Consider the following 22,621-nt stretch of genomic DNA (forward strand, 5'->3'; position numbering starts at 1 on the left):
AAGGTGTATTTATGAAAGAAAAAAAACAATACTGCGGCCTGGACCTGCTGAAATTTGTTATGGCACTCCTGGTGGCCGCACGTCATATGATCCAGGTCTTTTATCCTGCAGAAAGCCGCTGGCGTCTGGTGATCGGCAGCTGGCTTTCGAATCTGGCTGTGCCCATCTTTTTTATCATTGCTGGTTTTTTGCTGTTCCGGAAAATTCCGGATAGCAGAAGGTGCAAAGACGCGGATGCCGGATACTCATGCAGCGGAAACAAAGCGGGTGGATGGTCGGTTGTCTGGCGTTATGCCTGGCGCATTGTAAAGCTGTATCTGATCTGGTGCGTCATCTACTGGCCCATCGATATTTATAACTGGTATCACGGCACAGCGACGATCGCAGAGACGGTAAAGGCCTACATCCATTCCTTTTTCGTTTCCAGCACCATTGCCCAGCTCTGGTATCTTCCGGCGCTTGCGCTTGCCTGCCTGATCGTGTGGACCGGTTACCGCGTGGGCTTAAAAATCTGGATGCTCCTGATCCTGACCGGAGCGCTGTTTGTGTTTGGCTGCATCTGTGACAACTGGTATTTTACCCAGCAGGCACCCATGAAGATCCAGGAGTTTGTCTGGTGGTATGCGCCGAAGTTTGTGACCATGCGAAATGGTCTGTTTTACGGAAGCTTTTATCTGGCTCTGGGACTCTGGTTTTCCCGGAAAACATGGCGGATGCCGCTTCTTCTGGCGCTTGCCGGAAGCCTGGTATCTCTGGCACTGATGTACAAAGAGGTTTCCACCTGCTTTAATACGAACATGGTATTTAGTGCAGCCCCGGCCGCTTTCTTTTTGACGGAGCTTTTTATGAGAGCAGAGGGTGGATATTCCAGGTTCTTTGTGACTCTACGAAAAATGAGCGAATGGGTCTATTTTTCCCATTTCTATTTCTTTTACTTTTTCTCCTGGACCGTGAAGTGGAATCCGCTTCCGCTCACTGAGAAAAATATTGCACTATGTGTCTTGGTACCGATGATCCTGTTCGCCTGGATCGTTTCGGTGCTTTCCGAACGGGAGCGGTTTTCCTGGCTGGGAAAATTGATCTGACAGGCTTGTTTATACATTGCAAAAACAATCGTTGACGATTGGCAGCAGAACTGCAGCCTGCATCCGCCGTCTGGCTTTATGAAAAATTACATTACAGGCAATAAAAAAGGAAACGCACTCAGTTTTGGGTGCGTTTCCTTTTTTGCTGCCTTGTATGAAAGGATGATTGCTGGCTTTTAGAATTCCGGCTCGATCAGTCCGTAGGTCTGGCCCTTTCTCTTGTAAACAACATTGACTTCCTCGGTCTCTGCGTTTAAGAATACATAGAAGTTATGGCCTAACAGCTCCATCTGGACACAAGCTTCTTCCGGATCCATCGGTTTCATGGCGAAACGTTTGGTTTTCACGATCTGGATTTCGTCTTCCGGCTCGCTCTCTTCGCTGATGAACAGATCTGAGAATGCCTGTGCGGACTGTTTTTTGTCGATCAGTTTGTTTTTGTATTTGCGAAGCTGGCGTTCAATGATTTCTTCCACTAAATCAATGGACACGTACATATCGTTGCTGGATTCTTCTGCACGGATGATATTTCCCTTCACCGGGATGGTAACTTCGATTTTCTGTTTGTCTTTCTGTACACTGAGCGTTACGATGATTTCGGTATCCGGAAGGAAGTAACGTTCCAGTTTTCCAATCTTTTCCTCAATGGCGGCGCGAAGCCCCGGAGTCACATCAATATTTCTGCCTGTAATGGTATAACGCATAAGTCATCAGCTCCTTCTTTTGAGATGTCCTAAGTATAACACATAAAATCGAAAATTTCAACTAAAAGCAGGAAATTGTTGAGACAATTATTGTGAATAAAATATAAAAACGAATACTTTATCCACAAAATAGAAATTGCATTCCTACCTTTGGAAATGTGGAAAAGTCAAGAGGTTTTCCTTCATTTTTTGGCTTAAACAGTGGATTTATGAGATATGAACAAAGAAAACACGGTTTTTTTCCATCTGGAAAGAACAGAAAAATGTGGGAAAACTTTGTGGATAATGTGGATAACTTGGTGCATAACTCATTTTTGGCTGAAAATCAAGGAGACGGGATGTGGATGCATTTTTCGTGGATATTGTGGATAAAGTGGATAAGTTGTGAATCGAACATGTTTTTTGTGCAACCTGACAAGTTTACCATAATTTTACACAGCCGGAAACCGCTTTTGCAGGCTGCCTGGGATCGTTTTTTATAGAGTTTCAAGGAGGAAAAGTAAGCAGAAGGTAAATTTTTTGTGAACAACAAGGGGAAAACTTGAATAAATCAGGGGAAGGTGGTACAATATCAAAGATTGACTATAATAATAGGAACGAGACAGACGAAACAAAGAAAGTTTAGGAGAAAGAATTATATGAATCTCATAGAAAAAGTATTTGGTACCCACAGTGAGCGGGAACTGAAGATGATCTATCCGATCGTGGACAAGATTGAGGCACTGCGCCCGACCATGCAGGCAAAGACCGATGAAGAACTGCGCGACAATACCCGTATCTTCAAGGAGCGCCTGGCAAATGGTGAGACTCTGGACGATATTCTTCCGGAGGCATTCGCTACGGTACGTGAGGCTGCAAAGCGTGTGCTGAACATGGAGCATTATCCGGTACAGCTCATTGGTGGTATCGTGCTGCATCAGGCCGTATCGCTGAGATGAGAACCGGTGAAGGTAAGACCCTGGTTTCCACCTCCCCGGCATACTTAAATGCACTGGCAGGAAAGGGCGTTCACATCGTAACGGTCAACGACTACCTGGCAAAGCGAGATGCAGAGTGGATGGGACAGGTTCACCGTTTCCTGGGCCTGACTGTCGGCGTGGTATTAAACCCGATGACCTCTGAGGAACGTAAGGCTGCATACAACTGCGACATCACCTACGTTACCAACAACGAGCTGGGATTTGATTACCTGCGTGACAACATGGCCATCTACAAGGACCAGATGGTACTCAGAAATCTGGACTATGCCATCATCGATGAGGTGGACTCTGTCCTGATCGATGAAGCAAGAACCCCGCTGATCATTTCCGGTCAGAGCGGCAAGTCCACCAAGCTCTACGAGGTCTGCGACGTGCTGGCTCACCAGCTGGTACGCGGCGAGGCATCCGGCGAGTTCACCAAGATGAATGCGATCATGGGTGAGGACATTGAGGAGACCGGTGACTTCGTAGTAAACGAAAAAGATAAGGTTGTAAACTTAACCGAAGAGGGTGTCAAGAAGGTAGAGCAGTTCTTCCATATTGAGAACCTGGCAGATCCGGAAAACCTGGAGATCCAGCACAATATCATTCTTGCCCTGCGCGCGAATTACTTAATGTTCCGCGATAAGGACTACGTGGTAAAAGATGACGAGATACTCATTGTCGATGAGTTTACCGGACGTATCATGCCGGGCCGCCGTTATTCCGATGGCCTGCACCAGGCAATCGAGGCGAAGGAGCATGTCAATGTACGCCGCGAGAGCAAGACTCTGGCAACTATCACTTTCCAGAACTTCTTCAATAAGTTCCGCAAGAAAGCAGGTATGACCGGTACTGCGCTGACCGAGGAGAAGGAGTTCCGTAATACGTACGGCATGGATGCGATCGCAATCCCGACCAACCGTCCGGTTGCGCGTATCGACCACGAGGATGCTGTATACAAGACGAAAAAAGAAAAATTTGAGGCAGTTGTCAACGATGTAGTGGCTTCCCACGAGAAGGGACAGCCGGTGCTGGTTGGTACCATCACCATCGAGACTTCCGAACTTCTCAGCAAGATGCTGACCAAGCGCGGCATCCAGCATAAAGTCCTGAACGCGAAGTTCCATGAACTCGAGGCTGAGATCGTGGCAGATGCAGGTATCCACGGTGCCGTTACCATCGCGACCAACATGGCTGGTCGTGGTACCGATATCAAGCTGGATGATGAGGCAAAGGCAGCAGGCGGCTTAAAGGTCATTGGTACCGAGCGTCATGAATCCCGCCGTATCGACAACCAGCTGCGTGGCCGTTCCGGACGTCAGGGTGACCCGGGTGAGTCCCGCTTCTACATTTCCCTTGAGGACGATCTGATGCGTCTGTTCGGTTCTGAGCGCCTTATGGCTATGTTTGAGGCTCTGGGCGTTCCGGAGGGTGAGCAGATCGAGCACAAGATGCTTTCCAGCGCGATCGAGAAAGCACAGATGAAGATCGAGAACAACAACTACGGTATCCGTGAGAACCTCTTAAAATATGATGAGGTTAACAACGAGCAGCGTGAGATCATCTACGCAGAGCGCCGCAAGGTTCTGGATGGCGACAACATGCGTGACCTGATCTTAAAGATGATCACCGACATTGTCGAGAATTCCGTAGACCTGTCCATCTCCGATGACCAGGCATCCTCTGACTGGGATTTGAATGAATTAAACAGCCTTCTGCTTCCGATCATTCCGCTTGAGACCATCACCGCAGAGAATCATCCGGTGACCAAGAAGAATGAATTAAAGCACATGCTGAAAGAAGAGGCGATCAAGCTTTACGAGGCGAAAGAGGCTGAGTTCCAGGAGGCAGAGCAGATCCGTGAACTGGAGCGCGTAGTCCTTCTGAAAGTCATCGATAACAAGTGGATGAGCCACATCGACGATATGGATCAGCTGCGCCAGGGTATCGGCCTGCAGGCTTACGGCCAGAGAGATCCGGTTGTTGAGTATAAGATGAGCGCTTACGAGATGTTCGAGGCAATGACTGCAGCCATCACCGAGGAGACCGTCCGCATCCTGTTCCACATCCGTGTTGAGCAGAAGATTGAGCGTGAGCCGGCAGCAAAGGTAACCGGAACCAACCGTGACGATTCTGCACCGCGTGCACCGAAGGTACGTCAGGTACAGAAAATCTACCCGAACGATCCATGCCCGTGCGGAAGCGGCAAGAAGTTCAAACAGTGTCATGGCCGTGATCTGATGCCGAGATAGCAGAAAATGAGATGTAACTGCATGTCCTAAACCGTTGCAGGAAGATTGCAAGTTATTGTGATACAGCAAAGTTTTATGACCGGCGGATTTCCCTTTTTGGAATGCGCCGGTCATTGCAAAAATATATAAATATGAAAGAAGGTGACACAATGGTAGAATTAGATCAGTTCAAGTACACATTATCGACCTTTGAAAAACCATTAGTGGAAGTGAGGGATTCACTTTGACCTGGATAACAAGGTCAGACGAATCGATGAATTAGATAAATCCATGGAGGAGCCGGGGTTCTGGGACGACGCGGACCGCGCCACCAAGCTGGTGCAGGAGGCGAAGAATTTAAAGGATACCGTAGAGCTCTACCGTGGTCTGGAACAGCAGTATGAAGACATCCAGGTGATGATCGAGATGGGCTACGAGGAGGAGGACCCTTCCCTGATCCCGGAGATCCAGGAAATGTTGGATGAGTTCCAGCGCAATCTGGAAAAACTCCGTATGGAGACATTGCTGTCAGGGGAATACGACAAATACAATGCCATTCTGCGCCTGAATGCAGGTGCGGGCGGAACGGAGTCCTGTGACTGGTGCAGTATGCTGTACCGGATGTACTGCCGCTGGGCAGACAAGATGGGGTATAAAACCGAGGTCCTGGATTATCTGGACGGCGATGAAGCGGGCATTAAGTCTGTGACCATCCAGATCAACGGCGAGAACGCGTTGGATACCTGAAATCCGAGCGCGGTGTACACCGCCTGGTACGCATTTCCCCGTTCAATGCAGCAGGAAAGCGCCAGACCTCATTCGTATCCTGTGATGTCATGCCGGATATTGAAGAGGATCTGGATGTCGAGATCAATCCGGACGATCTGCGGATCGATACCTACCGGTCCAGTGGTGCCGGCGGACAGCACATCAACAAGACTTCTTCTGCCATCCGTATCACCCATATTCCGACCGGAATCGTGGTACAGTGCCAGAATGAGCGTTCCCAGTTCCAGAATAAGGACAAAGCCATGCAGATGTTAAAGGCAAAGCTGTATATGCTCAAGCAGCAGGAAAACGCAGAGAAGCTTTCCGATATCCGCGGCGATGTCAAAGAGATCGGCTGGGGCAACCAGATCCGTTCTTATGTCCTTCAGCCATATACCATGGTCAAGGACCTGCGTACCGGGGAAGAAACCGGAAACGTGGCCAATGTCCTGGATGGCGGACTGGACCCGTTCATCAGCGCCTACCTGCGCTGGCTGAGCCTGGGCTGCCCGGACCGCAAGGCATCTGCGGACGACTAAGCGTTTCGGTTTACAGGCAGGGATTTTTAGTTCAGAAAATTCCGTTGCTGGGCACGCGTGCGTGAACAGTAACGATCAAAACGGGAAAGCAGAGTGTATGCGAGAAAATGCTTGCACTCTGCTTTTTTTTGTGCTAATATCTTCCTCATGAGCACAAATGTTCATAGTAGACGAACATAGAGAGTGTGCAGGAGGATTTGTTATGCCAGAAGAGAAAAGCAAATATTTTGTGGTAAAACAGAAGGCAGTACCGGAGGTATTGCTGAAAGTGGTGGAAGCCAAGAAGCTTCTGGAGTCCGAGCGTGTGTTAACCGTGCAGGAGGCAACAGAGCGGGTAGGCATCAGCCGCAGTTCTTTTTACAAATACAAAGAAGATATTTTTCCGTTTTATGATAATACCAAAGGCAAGACTGTAACCTTCGTGGTGCAGATGGACGATGAACAGGGACTGCTTTCGGACCTGCTTCATATCGTAGCAGTTTATAAAGCAAACATCCTGACGATCCATCAGAGTATTCCGGTAAACGGAGTAGCGACGTTAACCTTGTCTGTGGAGGTAAAAGACAATACCGGCAATGTTTCCAAGATGGTGGAAGAAATCGAAGAGCAGGATGGAATTCACTATGTGAAGATTCTTGCGAGAGAATAAGTTTATCAAACAAAGAGAAAAGTGAGGACAGAGCAATGGTACAGGTAGCAATCATGGGATATGGCACAATTGGTTCCGGAGTGGCAGAAATTTTAGATCAGAACGCTGATCAGATCAAAAAAGGCTGCGGACAGGATGTAGCACTGAAATATGTCCTGGATTTAAGAGATTTCCCGGGAAGTCCGGTAGAAGATAAGATTGTGCATGATTTTCAGGTGATCGAGCAGGACCCGGAGGTCAGTGTGGTAGTAGAGACCATGGGTGGATTAAATCCGGCATACCCGTTTGTAAAGGCAAGCCTTTTGGCTGGCAAGCATGTCGTAACCTCCAATAAGGCACTGGTGGCAGCACACGGAACCGAGCTTCTTGCCATTGCAAAAGAAAAGAATGTAAATTTCTTCTTTGAGGCAAGTGTCGGCGGCGGCATCCCGATCATCCGTCCGCTGTACCGCTGCTTAAAGGGCGAGAAGATCGTAGAGATCACCGGTATCTTAAACGGTACCACCAACTATATCCTGAGCAAGATGGACAAAGAGGGCGCATCCTTTGAGACAGTCTTAAAAGAGGCCCAGGCGCTTGGTTATGCAGAGCGCAACCCAGAGGCAGACGTAGAAGGCTACGATACCTGCCGTAAGATCGCGATCCTCACAGCGATGGCAACAGGAAAAGAAGTAAACTACGAGGACATCAGCACAGAAGGTATTACCAAAATCACAGATGTGGACTTTAAGTATGCAGACAAGCTTGGAACCTCTGTAAAGTTGTTTGGTACCAGCCGCATGGACGGAGAAGAGGTTCATGCCTGGGTAGCACCGGTCATGATCGGAAAAGACCACCCGCTGTATGCCGTGAATGATGTATTCAACGGGATCATGGTAAAAGGAAATATGCTTGGAACTTCCATGTTCTACGGAAGCGGTGCCGGCAAACTGCCAACCGCCAGTGCAGTTATCGCAGACATTATGGAAGCAGTCGAGAACGCAGACCATCATGTAGTGCTTGGCTGGAGCAGCGAGCGCCTCGCGATTGCAGACCAGAAAACCTCTGTACATCGTTATTTTGTACGCGTAGAGGGAACTGGAGAAGAACTCGAGAAAGCTGCCGCTTCAACATTTGGAAATGCAGAAGTCGTAAAGTTGGACAGCTTAAGCGACGAGTTTGCACTCCTGACTGGTGAGATGAGTGAAGCAGCATATGCAGACTGTGCTGCAGCGCTGGAAAAGACCGCGAAGATCCGCCAGAGAATCCGGGCAGAGTTTTAAAAAATAATAATTTGGGCGTAAAAGAATGGACCGTGGAAGCTGCCGAAGGCAGCTTCCACGGTCCTCATACGTTAAAAATATGGTTTACTGTGCCGCAGGTGCTACACTGTTTAGAATTTCCTGCGCCTGGTGGTAGACCTGGCGGATGAGTTCAGAGTTGGCTGGGTCTTGAGCGACATTGTAGACCAGCATATACTGGAAAAAAATAAAGAAGCTCAGGAAAATGCAGAAGATTCCGATGACGAATCCTGCAATTCCGGTTCCGGTAAAACGGCGGCCTCTCCGGGAGAGCCATGCAGTCAGGGCAGCAGAAGCACCAAAGATGATCTGGACTGGTGGGTAAAACCAGCTTATAATCCCGGAAATACCCAGCAAAAGGCTGGCCAGGGCGAGTCTATTAGGGGCGGGGCGCTTGGCTCCGGTATTCTGTTCCATGTAAAATTCCTCCGTAAGTATAGATAAAAATACAACTATTCCCAATCATAACACGAAAAGAAAAAAGCCTCAAGGTGGAATTGCGGACGAACGACTTGCGAACGACTTGCTTATCGATTATAATGAGGGGTACAGTTTGCAGCGGTTCCCAGGCAAAGTCAAAGTCTGCGTGAACAGCTGTTACAGTTTGAAAACAAAGGAGCTTTACATTAGATGGATATTTTGAAAACATTGCAGGAGGAATTGCAGATCGGATATAAGCAGGTGGAGGCAGCTGTCCAGCTGATCGATGAGGGAAATACCATTCCCTTCATTGCCCGCTACCGGAAAGAGGCAACCGGCTCGTTAAACGACGAGGTGCTTCGTAATCTGGATGAACGTCTGCGTTACCTGCGCAATCTGGAGGAAAAGAAGAACCAGGTTCTTTCTTCCATCCGTGATCAGGAAAAGCTGACACCGGAGCTGGAAAAACAGATCCAGGATGCGATGACCATGGTGGCGCTGGACGATCTGTACCGTCCGTACCGCCCGAAACGCCGTACCCGTGCCATGATCGCGAAAGAGCGCGGACTGGAGCCGCTTGCAGAGCTGATCCTGCTTCAGCAGGTGAAGGAGCCGCTGGAGAAGCTTGCTGAAGACTATGTGTCCGAAGAAAACGAAGTGCCGACAGCAGCCGATGCACTGGCGGGTGCAAAGGATATCATTGCGGAGCGCATCTCCGACCAGGCGGATTACCGTACCTACATTCGTCAGGCTACCATGGAGCAGGGTATGATCCGTTCCCAGGCTAAGAATGAAAAAGCGGAATCGGTATACGAGATGTATTATCAGTACGAGGAGCCGGTGAAAAAGTGTGCGGGACACCGTGTCCTGGCTTTAAACCGCGGCGAGAAAGAAAAAGTCCTGACGGTCAAGGTTGATGCACCGGAAGAAACTATTCTGCGCTATCTGGAAAAACAGGTGATCACGCAGGAGAACCCGTATACAACCCCGGTATTAAAGGAAGTGGCAGAGGACAGCTACCGCCGTCTGATCGCACCGGCCATTGAACGTGAGATCCGCAGTTTCCTGACGGAGAATGCAGAGGCAGGCGCGATCAAGGTCTTTGGAAAGAACTTAAAGCAGCTTCTGATGCAGCCGCCGGTAGCAGGCCGTGTGGTACTTGGCTGGGACCCGGCATTCCGCACCGGTTGTAAGCTCGCTGTTGTGGATGCGACCGGAAAGGTACTGGACACGACCGTGATCTATCCGACTGCACCGCAGAATAAGGTCGAGGAATCCAAGAAGGTGGTAAAGGACCTTATCAAAAAATATAACATTTCCCTGATTTCGTTGGGAAACGGAACTGCATCCCGCGAGTCTGAGATGATCATTGTAGACCTGATCAAAGAGATTCCTCAGCAGGTGCAGTATGTGATCGTGAATGAGGCAGGCGCATCCGTATATTCGGCAAGCAAGCTTGCTACGGAGGAGTTCCCGAACTTCGATGTTGGACAGCGAAGCGCGGCATCCATCGCAAGAAGACTGCAGGACCCGCTGGCAGAGCTGGTTAAGATCGACCCGAAGTCCATCGGTGTTGGCCAGTACCAGCACGATATGAACCAGAAAAACTTAAGTGAAACGCTGCAGGGCGTTGTGGAAGACTGTGTAAACCGGGTTGGTGTGGATTTAAATACCGCATCTGCTTCCCTTCTGGAGTACATTTCCGGTGTGACCAAGACCATCGCAAAAAATATTGTAGCTTACCGCGAGGAGAACGGCGTATTCACAAACCGGAAGCAGCTGTTGAAGGTTGCAAAGCTGGGACCGAAGGCATTTGAACAGTGCGCCGGTTTCATGCGCATCAACGGCGGCACAAATCCTCTGGACATGACCTCCGTGCATCCGGAAAGCTATGAGGCGGTTGAAGCATTGCTCCAGAAGCTGGGCTATCAAGCGGAAGATATTGTATCTGGCGGTCTGAAAGAGCTTGGCAGAAAGGTGCGTGGCTGCAAGGGACTGGCAGAGGAATTAGGTCTGGGTGAGATCACCTTAAAGGATATTGTAAAAGAACTGGAAAAACCGGCGAGAGACCCGCGCGAGGAGATGCCAAAGCCGATCCTGCGCACGGATGTATTGGAAATGAAGGACCTGAAGCCGGGCATGGTATTAAAGGGAACCGTGCGCAATGTCATTGACTTTGGTGCCTTTGTGGACATTGGCGTTCATCAGGACGGCCTGGTGCACATTTCCCAGATGACGGATCGCTATATCAAGCATCCGCTGGAGGCAGTCAGCGTTGGTGATATTGTCGAGGTGAAGGTGTTAAGCGTGGACTTGAACAAGAAGCGTATTGCACTGACCATGAAATTATAAAAATAACCATTGTGCAATTAGCAAAATAGAAAATGACATTGCCTTTGAATGGGATTTTCAGAAAAGAAATCCAGGAAAAGAAGAGTAAATGGTTGCGAAAGCAGCCAGAATTGTTTGCGAAAGGATGGTGAACGCAAATGGAAAACGAAGTAGTCCAGACGGGAAAAACTGTGGATGTCACTTTAACCGTCACGGCAAAAGATCTCTGGGCATTTTCCATGTATCACACGAATGCCGGGCTGATGGGAATCTTTAATCTGCTGTTTACGCTGGCAGCGCTGTATCTTTTAATCTTCCGGTGGAGCAGCACAACCACTCCATACCGCTGTCTGCTTGTGATCTGTGTTCTGGTCTTTACGGTATGGCAGCCGTTTTTGTTGTGGACTAAGGCGAAAAAACAGGCAAAGCGCCCGGCCGTCAAGGATCCGATGCGTCTGGTATTCGATGATGAAAAGCTGACGGTGAGCCAGACGGACAATCAGGCGGAATTTACCTGGGAACAGATGGGGCTTTTGGATGCGAAGCCATCCATGTATATTTTATATATGGACCGTGTTCATGCGTATCTGCTTCCGAAAACAGCGCTGGCAGATCAGGAAGAGGCATTCCGCGAATTGGTAACGGCGCATCTTCCGAAAGAAAAACGGAGGAAAATCTGATGGAATATAGAAGCAACAGCCCGGAGGAAACCTTTGCCCTTGGAAAACGCCTGGGTGAGCAGGCAAAAGCGGGTGAGATTTACTGTCTGGATGGAGATCTTGGAGTGGGCAAGACAATTTTTACCCAGGGTTTTGCAGCCGGGCTTGGTATTGAGGAACCGGTAAACAGCCCGACCTTTACGATCGTGCAGCAGTATGACAGCGGGCGTCTGTCGCTGTATCATTTTGATGTATACCGGATCGGGGATGTCAGCGAGATGGATGAGATCGGCTACGAGGATTGCTTTTACGGGGAAGGCGTCTGCCTGATCGAGTGGTCCCAGCTGATCCCGGAAATTTTACCGGAACAGGTGGTCCGCATCCGGATTGAAAAGGATCTGGAACAGGGATTTGATTACCGGAAGATAACGGTGGAGGGATTGTCATGAAAATACTTGGAATAGAAAGCTCGTCGCTGGTGGCTTCTGTGGCTGTGGTGACTGATGGACTGGTAACGGCAGAATATACCGTAAACTTTAAAAAGACCCATTCCCAGACGCTGCTCCCCATGATCGATGAGGTGACCCGTATGCTGGAACTGGATCTCAACGATGTGGACGCGATTGCGGTATCCGGAGGACCGGGCTCTTATACCGGCCTGCGCATTGGCTCCGCAACAGCAAAAGGACTCGGACTTGCGCTTAATAAGCCGCTGGTCCATGTGCCAACGATGGATGCCATGGCGTACAATCTGTACGGAAGTTCTGCACTCATCTGCCCGGTCATGGATGCCAGAAGAGGACAGGTGTACACGGGACTTTACCATTATGAGGATGCATTTGAGGTGGTAAAACCGCAGTGCGGCATGGACATTCACGAATTGATCGGGGAATTGAATGCCCGTGGGGAGCGGGTGATCTTCTTAGGTGATGGAGTTCCGGTAAACGAAACGGTAATCCGGGAAACCATGACTGTTCCGTTTTCCTTTGCCCCGGCGCAGTGCAGCCGCCAGAGAGGCGCCAGCGTTGCTGCTCTGGGAAGTGTCTATTTTGCGGAAGGAAAGACGGTATCGGCCATGGACCATGCGCCGGATTACCTGCGGAAAGCCCAGGCAGAACGCGAGCTGGAAGAGGCAAAGCGGCAGGGAAAGACGGATGAGCTGGCAGCCGGACACAGTGTCGGAACAGGAGATGTGCAGTGATCCGCCGGATGGAAGAACGGGATCTTGCGGCGGTAGCAGAACTGGAAAAGCTCTGCTTTTCGGAAAACTGGTCCTACCATATCCTGGAGTCCGGGATCCACAGTCCGTACGATGTCTACTATGTGTTTGAACAGGAAGGAAAAATCCGGGGTTATTGCAACCTGCGTGTCCTCGCGGGCGAGGGAGAGGTGCAGCGGATCGCAGTGCATCCGGACAGCCGCAGGCTTGGTCTTGGCAGAAAAATGATGGATGCCATGGTAGAGTATGCTATCCGCGAGCGGGCCTATGCCATCAGCCTGGAGGTGCGCGAGAGCAATCTGGCGGCCAGAAACCTGTATGAATCCTATGGTTTTCAGGCAGAGGCAGTACGCAAGGCCTATTATCACAATCCGGCCGAGGATGCCGTGATCATGTGGAAACGGGATCTGCCGGAAAAAATTACCACTTAAAATTACGAATATTTCTATTATAATGTAGGGGATGCGGCCGATGTGCCGTGTTCCCTATTTTACTCTAGAAAGACAGAATAAAAAAAGAATGCGTAACTGTTCAGTACCTTCACAGTCACGAGCAAAAATCCATGAAAATTGCCTACGGCAATGGGATTTTTGCCTGCCAGCCTATGTTTTCTTACGGTCAGCGCAGTAAATGCGCAGACCTACTGAACAGTTACAAGAATGCACACCTGTATAGAAACAGGAACGAAAAGGTGAGGAACAAGACATGAGAAAATATCAGACAAACGGAACCCTGGAATCGGTCATTTGCAACGGCTGCGGAAAAAAACAGGTGGTGGAGCGCGGAATCCTGCGGGAGGGAAGCTTTTCGGTCCATTATTCCTGGGATTACTTTTCTGAAAAAGACGGCGAGATCCATCATTGGGATCTGTGTGAGGAGTGCTATGACCAGCTTATCCGGCAGTTTGCGATCGCCCCGGAAATCGAGGAAGCGGTTGAATTCATCTAAACGCTATGCTATGATATCAGCATCAAATGAAATGAGGTTAATCGATTTATGTTAGATATCTGTTTACTGGGAACCGGCGGGATGATGCCGCTTCCGTACCGCTGGCTGACTGCGATGATGGCGCGTTGTGACGGCAGCAGTCTTTTGATCGACTGCGGAGAAGGAACGCAGGTGGCGCTGAAAGAAAAAGGATGGAGCCCGAAGCCCATCGATGTGATCTGTTTTACCCATTACCACGCAGACCACATCAGCGGACTTCCAGGGCTTCTTCTCACGATGGGCAATGCCGAGCGTACCGAGCCGGTCACACTGATCGGACCAAAGGGCTTAGAGCGGGTCGTGAATGCGCTCCGCACCATCGCACCGGAGCTCCCATTCCAGTTAAAGTTTATCGAGCTGGAAGAAAACAGACAACAGTTTCATATCGGACCTTATGTGATCGATGCTTACCGGGTAAACCATAATGTGGTCTGTTATGGTTATTCCATTTCCATTCCGCGTGCAGGCCGCTTCGATGTGGAGCGGGCGAAAGCGCAGAATGTGCCGATGAAGGCATGGAGCCGCCTGCAGAAAGGCGAGACCCTGACCTTAGACGGAGTGACTTATACGCCGGATATGGTCCTGGGACCGGACCGCAAGGGCCTGAAAGTTACGTATTGTACGGATACCAGACCGGTTCCGGTCATCGCGGAGTACGCAGACCATGCAGATCTGTTTATCTGTGAGGGCATGTACGGCGAAGACGGAAAAGAAGTCAAGGCCCGGGAATATAAGCATATGACGATGTACGAGGCAGCAAACCTGGCAAAGAAAGCGCAGCCGGCAGAAATGTGGCTGACGCATTACAGTCCTTCCTTAAACCATCCGGAAGAATTTATTGATAAGGTGAGGGAAATCTTCCCGGCAGCAAAGACTGCACGGGATGGCTGGACCAGAGAGTTGACCTTTGAGGAGGAATAAAAACAAATGATGGAGACAGAAAATAAGAAAACCGAAGAAGAGAAGGATATTCTGATCCTGGCGATTGAGAGCTCCTGCGATGAGACTGCAGCTTCTGTGGTGAAGAATGGCCGGGAGGTCCTTTCCAATGTCATTTCTTCCCAGATCGCACTGCATACCCAGTTTGGCGGCGTAGTGCCGGAGATCGCATCCAGAAAACACATTGAGAAGATCAACCAGGTAGTAACCCAGGCGCTGGAAGATGCAAAGGTGACTCTGGATGACGTCGATGCGATTGGCGTGACCTACGGACCAGGGCTGGTCGGCGCACTGTTAGTTGGTGTGGCTGAGGCGAAAGCCATTGCCTTTGCGGCGAAAAAACCACTTGTGGGCGTGCATCATATTGAAGGTCATGTCTCTGCAAACTATATTGAAAACCCGGATCTGGAGCCGCCGTTTGTCTGCCTGATCGTATCCGGCGGACATACGCATCTGGTCATCGTAAAGGATTACGGCGAGTTCGAGATCATTGGACGGACGAGAGATGATGCGGCCGGAGAGGCCTTCGATAAGGTGGCGCGAGCCGTTGGACTTGGCTATCCGGGCGGTCCGAAAGTGGACAAGGCAGCCAAAGAGGGCAATCCGCATGCCATTGAGTTCCCGCGCGCAAAGGTAGAAGGTTCCCCATACGATTTTAGCTTTAGCGGCCTGAAATCGGCAGTACTGAACTACATTAACAAGGCACACATGACCGGAATGGAAATCTGTGTGCCGGATCTGGTCGCATCTTTCCAGAATGCGGTGGTAGAGGCACTGGTAAGCCGTGCGGTTCTGGCCGCAAAAGAGTATGGCTATGACAAGCTGGCGATCGCCGGCGGCGTGGCATCCAACTCAGCTCTTCGTGCAGCCATGCAGGCGGCGTGTGACAAAGAACACATTCATTTCTATCATCCGTCCCCAATCTTTTGTACGGATAATGCGGCCATGATCGGCTGTGCGGCTTACTACGAATACAAAAAGGGAACCCGGCACGGCTGGGATTTAAATGCGGTGCCGAACCTGAAGCTGGGAGAGCGCTGAGAAGAGAAAAGCAGGAAGAAGGAAGACAGGATATGATCGGTACATTTCGGATCGGGGCAGTGATCCTGGCCGGCGGGCGCGGCAGCAGGATGCACAGTGACATTCAGAAGCAGTATATGCTGTTAAATGGCCGCCCGCTGATTTCTTATGCGCTGGAAGCATTTGAACAAAGCATTGTGGATGCGATGGTGCTGGTGACAGGTGCCGGTGAGGAAGATTATGTGCGTCAGGAAATCCTGGCGCCCCTGCACCTGAAAAAGCTTTGCGGTATTGTGACAGGCGGAAAAGAACGCTATCATTCTGTCTATGAAGGATTGAAGGCTCTGCAGAAGTGCGATTATGTGCTGATCCATGATGGAGCCAGACCGTTGGTGACGGGGGAGATTATTTCCCGCGCGGCTTACGCGGCTATGCAGGATGGAGCCTGTGTGGTGGGGATGCCGGTGAAGGATACCATAAAGGTGGCCGATCCAGACGGTTTTGCACAATCTACCCCGGACCGTTCCAGACTCTGGCAGGTGCAGACACCGCAGGCATTTTCCTATCCGCTGGTGCGTGCGGCTTACGACCGTCTGATGGCGGACGAATCCCTTCAAAAAGGAATCACGGACGATGCATGGTAGTGGAACATTTAAGCGGCACGAAGGTCCGTCTGGTGGAAGGCAGCTATGAAAATCTAAAGGTGACAACACCGGAGGATCTGATCCTGGCAGAGGCATTGCTGAACAGGCGCGGCTGCACATGCATGTGCGGACAGCAGTGACCTTGTGAAGAGGTATTACGTAAACTTTATTTTACAAAGTGCGGCTAATGTAAAATTGATGAAAAACAAAGGTTACACTTGGGAAAAGTTAACAAAATAACGAAGAAAAACTGAGAAAAATGCTTGTGTATTTCACAAAGTGATGATATACTTTGGATATGTTGATAAACAAATATACACATTGCATAGAGAATAGAGAGCGGCGCAGGTGTGTAGGGCATTTCATTTGGAGTCCGGATCGGAACGTGGGGTGTCGTACGACTGTGCTGTTTTTGCGTTTAAATGCGGTGTATGAGGTTTATTAATAAGTCATTACGAACACGTCCGGCTGGCACAGGCCGGATGATTATAAGAAAACGGAGGAAATGTGTATGAAGAAAAAAATCGCATTGCTGCTCAGTGTTGCTATGCTTGCAGTATCCTTAGCAGGCTGCGGCGGCGGAAAAACCAGTTCTGGTTCTGATTCGGGAAGTCAGGCGGCAGGTGGTTCTGAGGCAGGAGCCGGGGCAGGCTCCACAGCGGCCGGCCATAAGGACTCCCTGATCATCGGTACCGACGCTGACATCAACAACCTGGATCTTCAGCAGCAGCAGGACCAGATCAACAACATCGTGTTAAAGAATACCCACCAGACTCTGGTATTCTTCAACAATGGTTCCCAGGGAGATGAGCGGTTCGGCCCGTGTCTGGCAACCTCCTGGGAGTTCAAGGACGACACCCACATCGTGATGAAGCTGCGTGACGATGTACACTTCAACGATGACGACAAGACCCCGATGACCGCAGAGGACGTAAAATTCACTCTGGATATGGCAACCGGCAACATGGTAGCTTCCGTTTTGGCAGGCTATGTTGGATGTACCGTAGTGGATGACTACACCATCGAGATCGAGATCGAGAAATACAACAACGAGTTCATCCAGTCCTTAGCATCTGTTCCGTTATCCATCCAGTCCAAGAAGGCTTACGATGATGGCGTAGAGGATCCGTACTACATCGGCACCGGCCCGTACAAGTTCGACGAGTGGGTAGAGGGTGAGTACTGCCGCCTGGTTAAGGTTGACGATTACTGGGGCAACGATCTCCCGGCAGACGACAATCTGGCTCCTGGCGTAGCTGAGACCATCGAGTTCCGCCCATACATCGAGGCATCCTCCCGTGTTATGGCACTGCAGGCAGGCGAGATCGACGTTTGCGTAAACCCGCCGATTAATGAGCTGCAGTACTTAGAGGATGACGATAACATTACCGTTTACGAGCAGACCGGTACCCGTCTTTTCTACTTCGCATTTAACGTAGAGAAGGAGCCGTGGAACAACCAGACCTTAAGACAGGCTGTTGCATGCGCGATCGACCGTGACGCAGTCCTTGAGGCAGCTGTATATGGCAAGGGCACACTGCAGACCACCATCTTAAACCGTGGTCTGTGGGGCTTCTATGATGACATGGATGGTTTCGACTACGACGTAGACCGTGCAAAATCCTTAATGGCAGAGGCTGGTTACCCGGACGGCGGCATCAGCACCACCTTAACCTATGCATCCGGTGCTCCGTATGAGCAGATCGCAACCATCATCCAGGCAAACCTGGCAGATATCGGCATCAACGTAACCCTTGAGCCGATGGAGACTGCAACCTTAAAATCTACCTGTGTAGACGGCAATCAGGAACTCTTCCTGTGGAGATGGAACGAGGACTCCAAGGTTGACTTCGTATACCGTGACCTGTTCTATACCGGTTCCGGCTCCAACTATCATCACTATTCTGACTCCAAGGCAGACGAGATGATCGACATCGTAGCAACTGAGAAGGATCAGACAAACGTCTTGAGACCGCAAAAGAGCTGCAGACCTACTTAGTAGATGCATGCCCGCAGGTTCCGTTATACATTGCAAACCTGGTTGTTGCATACAACAAGAACCTTCAGGGACAGTACTTCTATGGCGGCGGCAACCACGACTGGCGTCACGCTTACATCGCAGAGTAAAGAGAAACGCGGTGTGAAAACGGATCTGTAAGAGGATCTGTTCTGTAACAAAAACATAATGGCTGAAAAGACTTGCGGGTGCTTCAAAAGCCCCGCAAGTTTCCATGTAGGCCTTTTAACACACAAAAAGGAGCGACAGGCAAATGCTGAAATACATTGGGAAAAGACTGATCATGCTGATCCCGGTTATTCTGGTAACCTCATTTCTGATCTTCTGGGCCATGAGCTTAACCGGAGGAGATCCGGCGTTAATGCTTGCAGGCGATAACGCGAAGCCAGAGCAGATCGAGCAGATCCGTGAAGAACTTGGACTGAATGACCCATTCATCGTACGATATGGCAACTATATGAAAGGCATGCTGACCGGAGACATGGGCAAGTCCTATGTGACCAAGCGTGACGTATTCAAGACCTTTATGGAGCGTCTCCCGAACACGCTGATGCTGGGCGGAGCCGCTGTCCTCATTGCCGTAGTGGTATCCCTGCCGCTCGGTATTTACACAGCGATACACCAAAATACATGGAAAGATACAGCGGGTATGATATTCGCCCTGTTCGGCACGTCCATGCCAAACTTCTGGCTGGGCCTGATGCTGATCATCATATTCTCGCTGAAGCTGGGCTGGTTCCCGACGGGCGGTAAAGGAGGTCTGAGCAGTCTGGTGCTGCCTGCGGTGACGGTCGGTTTCGGCCTTGCGGCCTGATCACCAGAACGACGCGTTCGTCCATGCTGGACGTGCTCCGTCAGGATTACATGACCACCGCACGTGCAAAGGGATGTTCCGAGAAGCAGGTCATCACCGTGCACGGTTTAAAGAACGCGCTGATCCCGATCATCACAGCGATCGGCCTTCAGATGTCCCTGGTCATCACTGGATCTGTTCTTGCGGAGACCGTATTCTCCTGGCCGGGTATCGGACGTCTTGTTTATGATTCCATTTCCAAGCGCGATACACCGATGGTTACGGGTGCGATCATCATGTGTTCCATCCTGATGTGTATCATCAACCTGGTGGTTGACCTGATCTACGCATTCTTTGACCCGAGAATCAAAGCACAGTACAGTAAGAAGGGGTGATACAATGGCACAGGCAAGCGAAATCAAAAAACAGTATAAAAAACGGACGCTGTTCCAGGAGACCTGGCGGCGCCTGACTAAAAACCGCGGTGCTATGCTGGGATTGGCCTTCCTGGTGATTCTGGTACTGGCAGCAGCCTTCAGCCCGGTCATCTTTGACTATGAGAAGGATGTTATCGGCCAGAATATGAAGGACCGTTTGATGGGACCATGTGCAGCGCACTGGTTTGGTACCGACGAATATGGACGTGACTTATTTGCCCGTATCATCTACGGAGCACGCTATTCCCTGATCATCGGTGTCGGTTCTGTGCTTCTTGGCCTGATCGTTGGCACCATCCTGGGTTCCCAGGCAGGCTTTAAGGGCGGCATCACCGATTCCATCATCATGCGCGGCATCGATATTTTCTATTCCATTCCGAACATTATGACAGCGGTTGTTATCGTCTCCCTGTTAGGACCGAGCACCGTAAACTTAATGATCGCCCTGGCCTTTTCCTGCGCCAGCAGCTTTGCACGTATCGTCCGTGCTTCCGTTATGACGATCCGTGACCAGGAGTATGTAGAATCCTCCTACGCCATGGGACTGCCGACCTGGAAAATCATCGTAAAGCATATTCTTCCGAACTGTCTGTCACCGATCATCGTACAGATCACATTGCTGATCGGTACCACCATCATTTCCGCTTCATCCTTAAGCTTCCTTGGAATCGGTGTTCCGGCACCGGCACCGGAGTGGGGCGCACTGCTTTCTGCAGGACGAAGTCACATCCGTGATGCAAGCTATATGTGTATCATTCCGGGTCTTGCCATTATGTTCACCGTTCTGGCACTGAACCTGCTGGGTGATGGACTGCGCGATGCACTGGATCCGAAACTGAAAAAATAGGCAGCTGAAAAATGTTAGGAGGAATAGGGTATGGCTGAAGAGTTAGTACTTGATATAAAAAACCTGGTAGTCCACTACGAGACGGAGGATGCCGATGTCCATGCGGTCAACGGTATTGATCTTTCTATTGCAAAAAAGCGGACGTTAGGCCTGGTAGGTGAGACCGGAGCGGGCAAAACCACCACGGCGCTTTCCATTCTGAATCTGGTTCCGAACCCGCCGGGGGTCATCAAAGACGGCGAGATCAAACTGGACGGAAAAGATGTATTAAAAATGACACCGGCAGAGCTGGAAAAAATGCGCGGCAACGAGGTTGCCATGATCTTCCAGGATCCGATGACTGCATTAAACCCGGTTATGACGGTTGGAGACCAGATCGGTGAGAGTATTGCGATCCACCAGAATATCTCCCAAAAAGAAGCCTTTGAGAAGGCAAAAGAAATGCTGAAAATGGTAGGCATCGCAGAATCCCGTGCCTACGATTACCCGCATCAGTTCTCTGGTGGCATGAAGCAGCGTGTTGTCATCGCGATCGCATTGGCCTGCAGCCCGCAGCTTCTGATCGCGGACGAGCCGACCACGGCACTGGATGTGACGATCCAGGCGCAGGTTCTGGAGCTGATGAAACAGCTCATCCGGGAAAAAGAGATGTCCATGCTGATGATCACCCACGATCTCGGCGTTGTGGCAGAGGTCTGTGAGGACGTGGCAGTTATGTATGCCGGCCGTATCGTAGAAAAAGGAACGGCAGACGATGTGTTCAATCACATGCGCCATCCATATACAGAAGGACTGTTTGATTCCCTGCCGAACTTAAAGCAGCGCGGTGAGGAGCTGGTGCCGATCAAAGGACTGATGCCGGACCCGTCGGATCTGCCGCCGGGATGCGCATTTGCGCCGCGTTGTCCTTATGCGACCGAAGCATGCACAAAGGCAGTTCCGGAGCTGGCATCCGTGGACGGCAGCGAGACACACTTTGTTGCCTGCAGCGCTTATAAAGATCCGGAATTCAGATTAAGGGGGAACCAAGATGGCAGGTAAGACAATTCTTGAGGTAGACAACCTCACAAAATTTTTCAATACCCCGGGCGGACAGCTTCATGCGGTAGACGGAGTCAGCTTCAAGATCGAAGAGGGCAAGACCCTTGGTATCGTAGGTGAGTCCGGATGCGGTAAGTCCACCACCGGACGGACCATTTTAAAACTGCTTGAGCCGACCGGAGGAAAGATCATTTTCGACGGACAGGATATCACCAATTACAGCCGCAAACAGATGCGCCCGCTGCGTCAGGAGATGCAGATGGTATTCCAGGATCCGTTCTCCTCGCTTGACCCGAGACAGACCGTGATGCAGCTCATCAGTGAGCCGATCATCGAACACAAGCTGTTAAAGTCCAAGAGCGATATTGAGGAAAGAACCCTGGAGCTGATGCGGACCGTAGGTCTGGCAGAACGTTACATGAACGTATATCCGCATGAGCTGGATGGCGGACGCCGCCAGCGTATCGGCATCGCCCGTGCACTGGCTGTAAGACCGAAGCTGATCGTCTGCGATGAGCCGGTATCTGCACTGGACGTATCCATTCAGGCACAGATCTTAAACCTGTTGAAAAAACTGCAGGCTGATCTGGGACTGACTTATATTTTCATCACCCACGATCTGTCGGTCGTAAAATATTTCTCCGATGACATTGCGGTTATGTACCTGGGACAAATGGTAGAAAAAGCACCATCCGATGTACTCTTCCAGAATCCGGTGCATCCGTATACCAAGGCACTGCTGTCTGCAATTCCGCTTCCAATCGTCGGAAAGGAAAAGCCGGCCCGCCAGCTGATCCGCGGCGAGATCACTTCTCCGGTCAACCTGCCGGACGAGTGCCGTTTTATGAAGCGGTGTGACTGTGCGGCAGAATGCTGCAAGAATGGAAACCCGCAGCTTCGCGAGATCGAACCGGGACATTTTGTTGCCTGCAGCAGGGTAAACGAGTTCTAAGAATGGTTTCATGACAATTTCATCCATACGCGCGAGAGCATAAGAGGAAGCGTAACCATAAGAGCACAGAATCGATCTGTGCTTCTTTGGGGACGCT

19 protein-coding genes and 3 pseudogenes are annotated in these 22,621 nt (G+C 50.4%); 20 read left to right on the top strand and 2 right to left on the bottom strand.

What is annotated here, in order from left to right; all coding sequences use genetic code 11:
* Window positions 1-11: 11 nt before the first annotated feature.
* Window positions 12-1,085 carry an acyltransferase gene (locus DXA97_RS05285; RefSeq protein ID WP_118718833.1) on the top strand — a complete coding sequence of 358 codons (1,074 nt, stop codon included), beginning with the start codon at window positions 12-14 and terminating at the stop codon, window positions 1,083-1,085.
* A 176-nt stretch (window positions 1,086-1,261) separates the two neighbouring features.
* On the opposite strand, the gene raiA is transcribed toward DXA97_RS05285, so the two are convergent.
* Window positions 1,262-1,789, bottom strand: a complete 528-nt coding sequence (gene raiA / locus DXA97_RS05290) for a ribosome-associated translation inhibitor RaiA (protein WP_118718834.1) — start codon at window positions 1,787-1,789, stop codon at window positions 1,262-1,264.
* 638 nt (window positions 1,790-2,427) lie between these two features.
* On the opposite strand from raiA, the pseudogene secA reads away from it, so the two are divergent.
* From secA to DXA97_RS05315, 4 genes and pseudogenes are all read left to right on the top strand, one after another.
* Window positions 2,428-5,003, top strand: a pseudogene (gene secA / locus DXA97_RS05300) (preprotein translocase subunit SecA).
* 149 nt (window positions 5,004-5,152) lie between these two features.
* Window positions 5,153-6,289: pseudogene (prfB, locus tag DXA97_RS05305) on the top strand (peptide chain release factor 2).
* Between the two features lie 202 nt (window positions 6,290-6,491).
* Window positions 6,492-6,938, top strand: a complete 447-nt coding sequence (locus DXA97_RS05310) for an ACT domain-containing protein (protein ID WP_118718836.1) — start codon at window positions 6,492-6,494, stop codon at window positions 6,936-6,938.
* 35 nt (window positions 6,939-6,973) lie between these two features.
* A complete protein-coding gene (locus DXA97_RS05315) occupies window positions 6,974-8,200 on the top strand; it encodes a homoserine dehydrogenase (protein WP_118718837.1) in 1,227 nt (408 codons plus the stop codon).
* Between the two features lie 84 nt (window positions 8,201-8,284).
* Here DXA97_RS05315 and DXA97_RS20050 read toward each other — a convergent pair whose 3' ends face one another.
* Window positions 8,285-8,635 (bottom strand): DUF4190 domain-containing protein, encoded by a 351-nt coding sequence (locus tag DXA97_RS20050; protein WP_182436800.1) that lies wholly within the window; start codon window positions 8,633-8,635, stop codon window positions 8,285-8,287.
* A gap of 213 nt (window positions 8,636-8,848) precedes the next feature.
* On the opposite strand from DXA97_RS20050, the gene DXA97_RS05330 reads away from it, so the two are divergent.
* The 15 genes and pseudogenes from DXA97_RS05330 to DXA97_RS05395 all read left to right on the top strand — a co-directional run bounded on the left by DXA97_RS05330 (window position 8,849) and on the right by DXA97_RS05395 (window position 22,524).
* Window positions 8,849-10,990 (top strand): Tex family protein, encoded by a 2,142-nt coding sequence (locus DXA97_RS05330; protein WP_118718839.1) that lies wholly within the window; start codon window positions 8,849-8,851, stop codon window positions 10,988-10,990.
* A 137-nt stretch (window positions 10,991-11,127) separates the two neighbouring features.
* Window positions 11,128-11,649 carry a YcxB family protein gene (locus DXA97_RS05335; RefSeq protein WP_118718840.1) on the top strand — a complete coding sequence of 174 codons (522 nt, stop codon included), beginning with the start codon at window positions 11,128-11,130 and terminating at the stop codon, window positions 11,647-11,649.
* Window positions 11,649-12,077, top strand: coding sequence for a tRNA (adenosine(37)-N6)-threonylcarbamoyltransferase complex ATPase subunit type 1 TsaE (gene tsaE / locus DXA97_RS05340; protein ID WP_118718841.1), 429 nt, complete (start codon window positions 11,649-11,651; stop codon window positions 12,075-12,077). The genes DXA97_RS05335 and tsaE overlap by 1 nt, the downstream gene beginning before the upstream one ends.
* Window positions 12,074-12,829 (top strand): tRNA (adenosine(37)-N6)-threonylcarbamoyltransferase complex dimerization subunit type 1 TsaB, encoded by a 756-nt coding sequence (gene tsaB, locus DXA97_RS05345; RefSeq protein WP_118718842.1) that lies wholly within the window; start codon window positions 12,074-12,076, stop codon window positions 12,827-12,829. The genes tsaE and tsaB overlap by 4 nt, the downstream gene beginning before the upstream one ends.
* Entirely contained in the window at window positions 12,826-13,278 is a 453-nt protein-coding gene (gene rimI / locus DXA97_RS05350) for a ribosomal protein S18-alanine N-acetyltransferase (protein ID WP_347560330.1), read from the top strand. Before tsaB ends, rimI begins: the two co-directional genes overlap by 4 nt.
* 274 nt (window positions 13,279-13,552) lie before the next feature.
* Entirely contained in the window at window positions 13,553-13,795 is a 243-nt protein-coding gene (locus tag DXA97_RS05355; protein ID WP_118544164.1) for a hypothetical protein, read from the top strand.
* A 48-nt stretch (window positions 13,796-13,843) separates the two neighbouring features.
* Window positions 13,844-14,755, top strand: a complete 912-nt coding sequence (locus DXA97_RS05360) for a ribonuclease Z (protein ID WP_118544163.1) — start codon at window positions 13,844-13,846, stop codon at window positions 14,753-14,755.
* Window positions 14,756-14,764: 9 nt separating this feature from the next.
* Window positions 14,765-15,814, top strand: coding sequence for a tRNA (adenosine(37)-N6)-threonylcarbamoyltransferase complex transferase subunit TsaD (tsaD, locus tag DXA97_RS05365; protein ID WP_118718867.1), 1,050 nt, complete (start codon window positions 14,765-14,767; stop codon window positions 15,812-15,814).
* A gap of 116 nt (window positions 15,815-15,930) precedes the next feature.
* A pseudogene (gene ispD, locus DXA97_RS05370) lies at window positions 15,931-16,577 on the top strand (2-C-methyl-D-erythritol 4-phosphate cytidylyltransferase).
* 371 nt (window positions 16,578-16,948) lie between these two features.
* The gene (locus tag DXA97_RS05375; RefSeq protein WP_207666841.1) at window positions 16,949-18,436 is read left to right on the top strand and encodes an ABC transporter substrate-binding protein; all 1,488 of its coding nucleotides are present in this window, start codon (window positions 16,949-16,951) and stop codon (window positions 18,434-18,436) included.
* Between the two features lie 271 nt (window positions 18,437-18,707).
* Window positions 18,708-19,268 (top strand): ABC transporter permease, encoded by a 561-nt coding sequence (locus DXA97_RS21940; protein WP_347561472.1) that lies wholly within the window; start codon window positions 18,708-18,710, stop codon window positions 19,266-19,268.
* 23 nt (window positions 19,269-19,291) lie between these two features.
* A complete protein-coding gene (locus DXA97_RS21945; protein WP_347561473.1) occupies window positions 19,292-19,642 on the top strand; it encodes an ABC transporter permease in 351 nt (116 codons plus the stop codon).
* Window positions 19,643-19,646: 4 nt separating this feature from the next.
* Window positions 19,647-20,531: an ABC transporter permease gene (locus DXA97_RS05385; RefSeq protein ID WP_118718843.1), complete on the top strand. Its 885-nt coding sequence runs from the start codon at window positions 19,647-19,649 to the stop codon at window positions 20,529-20,531.
* A 30-nt stretch (window positions 20,532-20,561) separates the two neighbouring features.
* Window positions 20,562-21,572, top strand: a complete 1,011-nt coding sequence (locus DXA97_RS05390) for an ABC transporter ATP-binding protein (protein WP_118718844.1) — start codon at window positions 20,562-20,564, stop codon at window positions 21,570-21,572.
* Window positions 21,562-22,524, top strand: coding sequence for an oligopeptide/dipeptide ABC transporter ATP-binding protein (locus DXA97_RS05395; protein WP_118718845.1), 963 nt, complete (start codon window positions 21,562-21,564; stop codon window positions 22,522-22,524). The genes DXA97_RS05390 and DXA97_RS05395 overlap by 11 nt, the downstream gene beginning before the upstream one ends.
* Window positions 22,525-22,621 lie beyond the last annotated feature (97 nt).

The organism is Clostridium sp. OF09-36 (assembly GCF_003481985.1).
Taxonomy (GTDB): Bacteria; Bacillota; Clostridia; order Lachnospirales; family Lachnospiraceae; genus Brotaphodocola.

What these genes read in the sequence shown, in the direction of transcription:
- DXA97_RS05395 (WP_118718845.1), top strand. Translation starts at nt 21,562, where the DNA reads ATGGCAGGTAAGACAATTCTTGAGGTAGACAACCTCACAAAATTTTTC.
- DXA97_RS05360 (WP_118544163.1), top strand. Translation starts at nt 13,844, where the DNA reads ATGTTAGATATCTGTTTACTGGGAACCGGCGGGATGATGCCGCTTCCG.
- tsaB (WP_118718842.1), top strand. Translation starts at nt 12,074, where the DNA reads ATGAAAATACTTGGAATAGAAAGCTCGTCGCTGGTGGCTTCTGTGGCT.
- tsaD (WP_118718867.1), top strand. Translation starts at nt 14,765, where the DNA reads ATGGAGACAGAAAATAAGAAAACCGAAGAAGAGAAGGATATTCTGATC.
- raiA (WP_118718834.1), bottom strand. Translation starts at nt 1,789, where the DNA reads ATGCGTTATACCATTACAGGCAGAAATATTGATGTGACTCCGGGGCTT.
- DXA97_RS21940 (WP_347561472.1), top strand. Translation starts at nt 18,708, where the DNA reads ATGCTGAAATACATTGGGAAAAGACTGATCATGCTGATCCCGGTTATT.
- DXA97_RS20050 (WP_182436800.1), bottom strand. Translation starts at nt 8,635, where the DNA reads ATGGAACAGAATACCGGAGCCAAGCGCCCCGCCCCTAATAGACTCGCC.
- DXA97_RS05335 (WP_118718840.1), top strand. Translation starts at nt 11,128, where the DNA reads ATGGAAAACGAAGTAGTCCAGACGGGAAAAACTGTGGATGTCACTTTA.
- DXA97_RS05330 (WP_118718839.1), top strand. Translation starts at nt 8,849, where the DNA reads ATGGATATTTTGAAAACATTGCAGGAGGAATTGCAGATCGGATATAAG.
- DXA97_RS05375 (WP_207666841.1), top strand. Translation starts at nt 16,949, where the DNA reads ATGAAGAAAAAAATCGCATTGCTGCTCAGTGTTGCTATGCTTGCAGTA.
- DXA97_RS05315 (WP_118718837.1), top strand. Translation starts at nt 6,974, where the DNA reads ATGGTACAGGTAGCAATCATGGGATATGGCACAATTGGTTCCGGAGTG.
- DXA97_RS05310 (WP_118718836.1), top strand. Translation starts at nt 6,492, where the DNA reads ATGCCAGAAGAGAAAAGCAAATATTTTGTGGTAAAACAGAAGGCAGTA.
- DXA97_RS05355 (WP_118544164.1), top strand. Translation starts at nt 13,553, where the DNA reads ATGAGAAAATATCAGACAAACGGAACCCTGGAATCGGTCATTTGCAAC.
- DXA97_RS21945 (WP_347561473.1), top strand. Translation starts at nt 19,292, where the DNA reads ATGCTGGACGTGCTCCGTCAGGATTACATGACCACCGCACGTGCAAAG.
- DXA97_RS05285 (WP_118718833.1), top strand. Translation starts at nt 12, where the DNA reads ATGAAAGAAAAAAAACAATACTGCGGCCTGGACCTGCTGAAATTTGTT.
- tsaE (WP_118718841.1), top strand. Translation starts at nt 11,649, where the DNA reads ATGGAATATAGAAGCAACAGCCCGGAGGAAACCTTTGCCCTTGGAAAA.
- DXA97_RS05385 (WP_118718843.1), top strand. Translation starts at nt 19,647, where the DNA reads ATGGCACAGGCAAGCGAAATCAAAAAACAGTATAAAAAACGGACGCTG.
- DXA97_RS05390 (WP_118718844.1), top strand. Translation starts at nt 20,562, where the DNA reads ATGGCTGAAGAGTTAGTACTTGATATAAAAAACCTGGTAGTCCACTAC.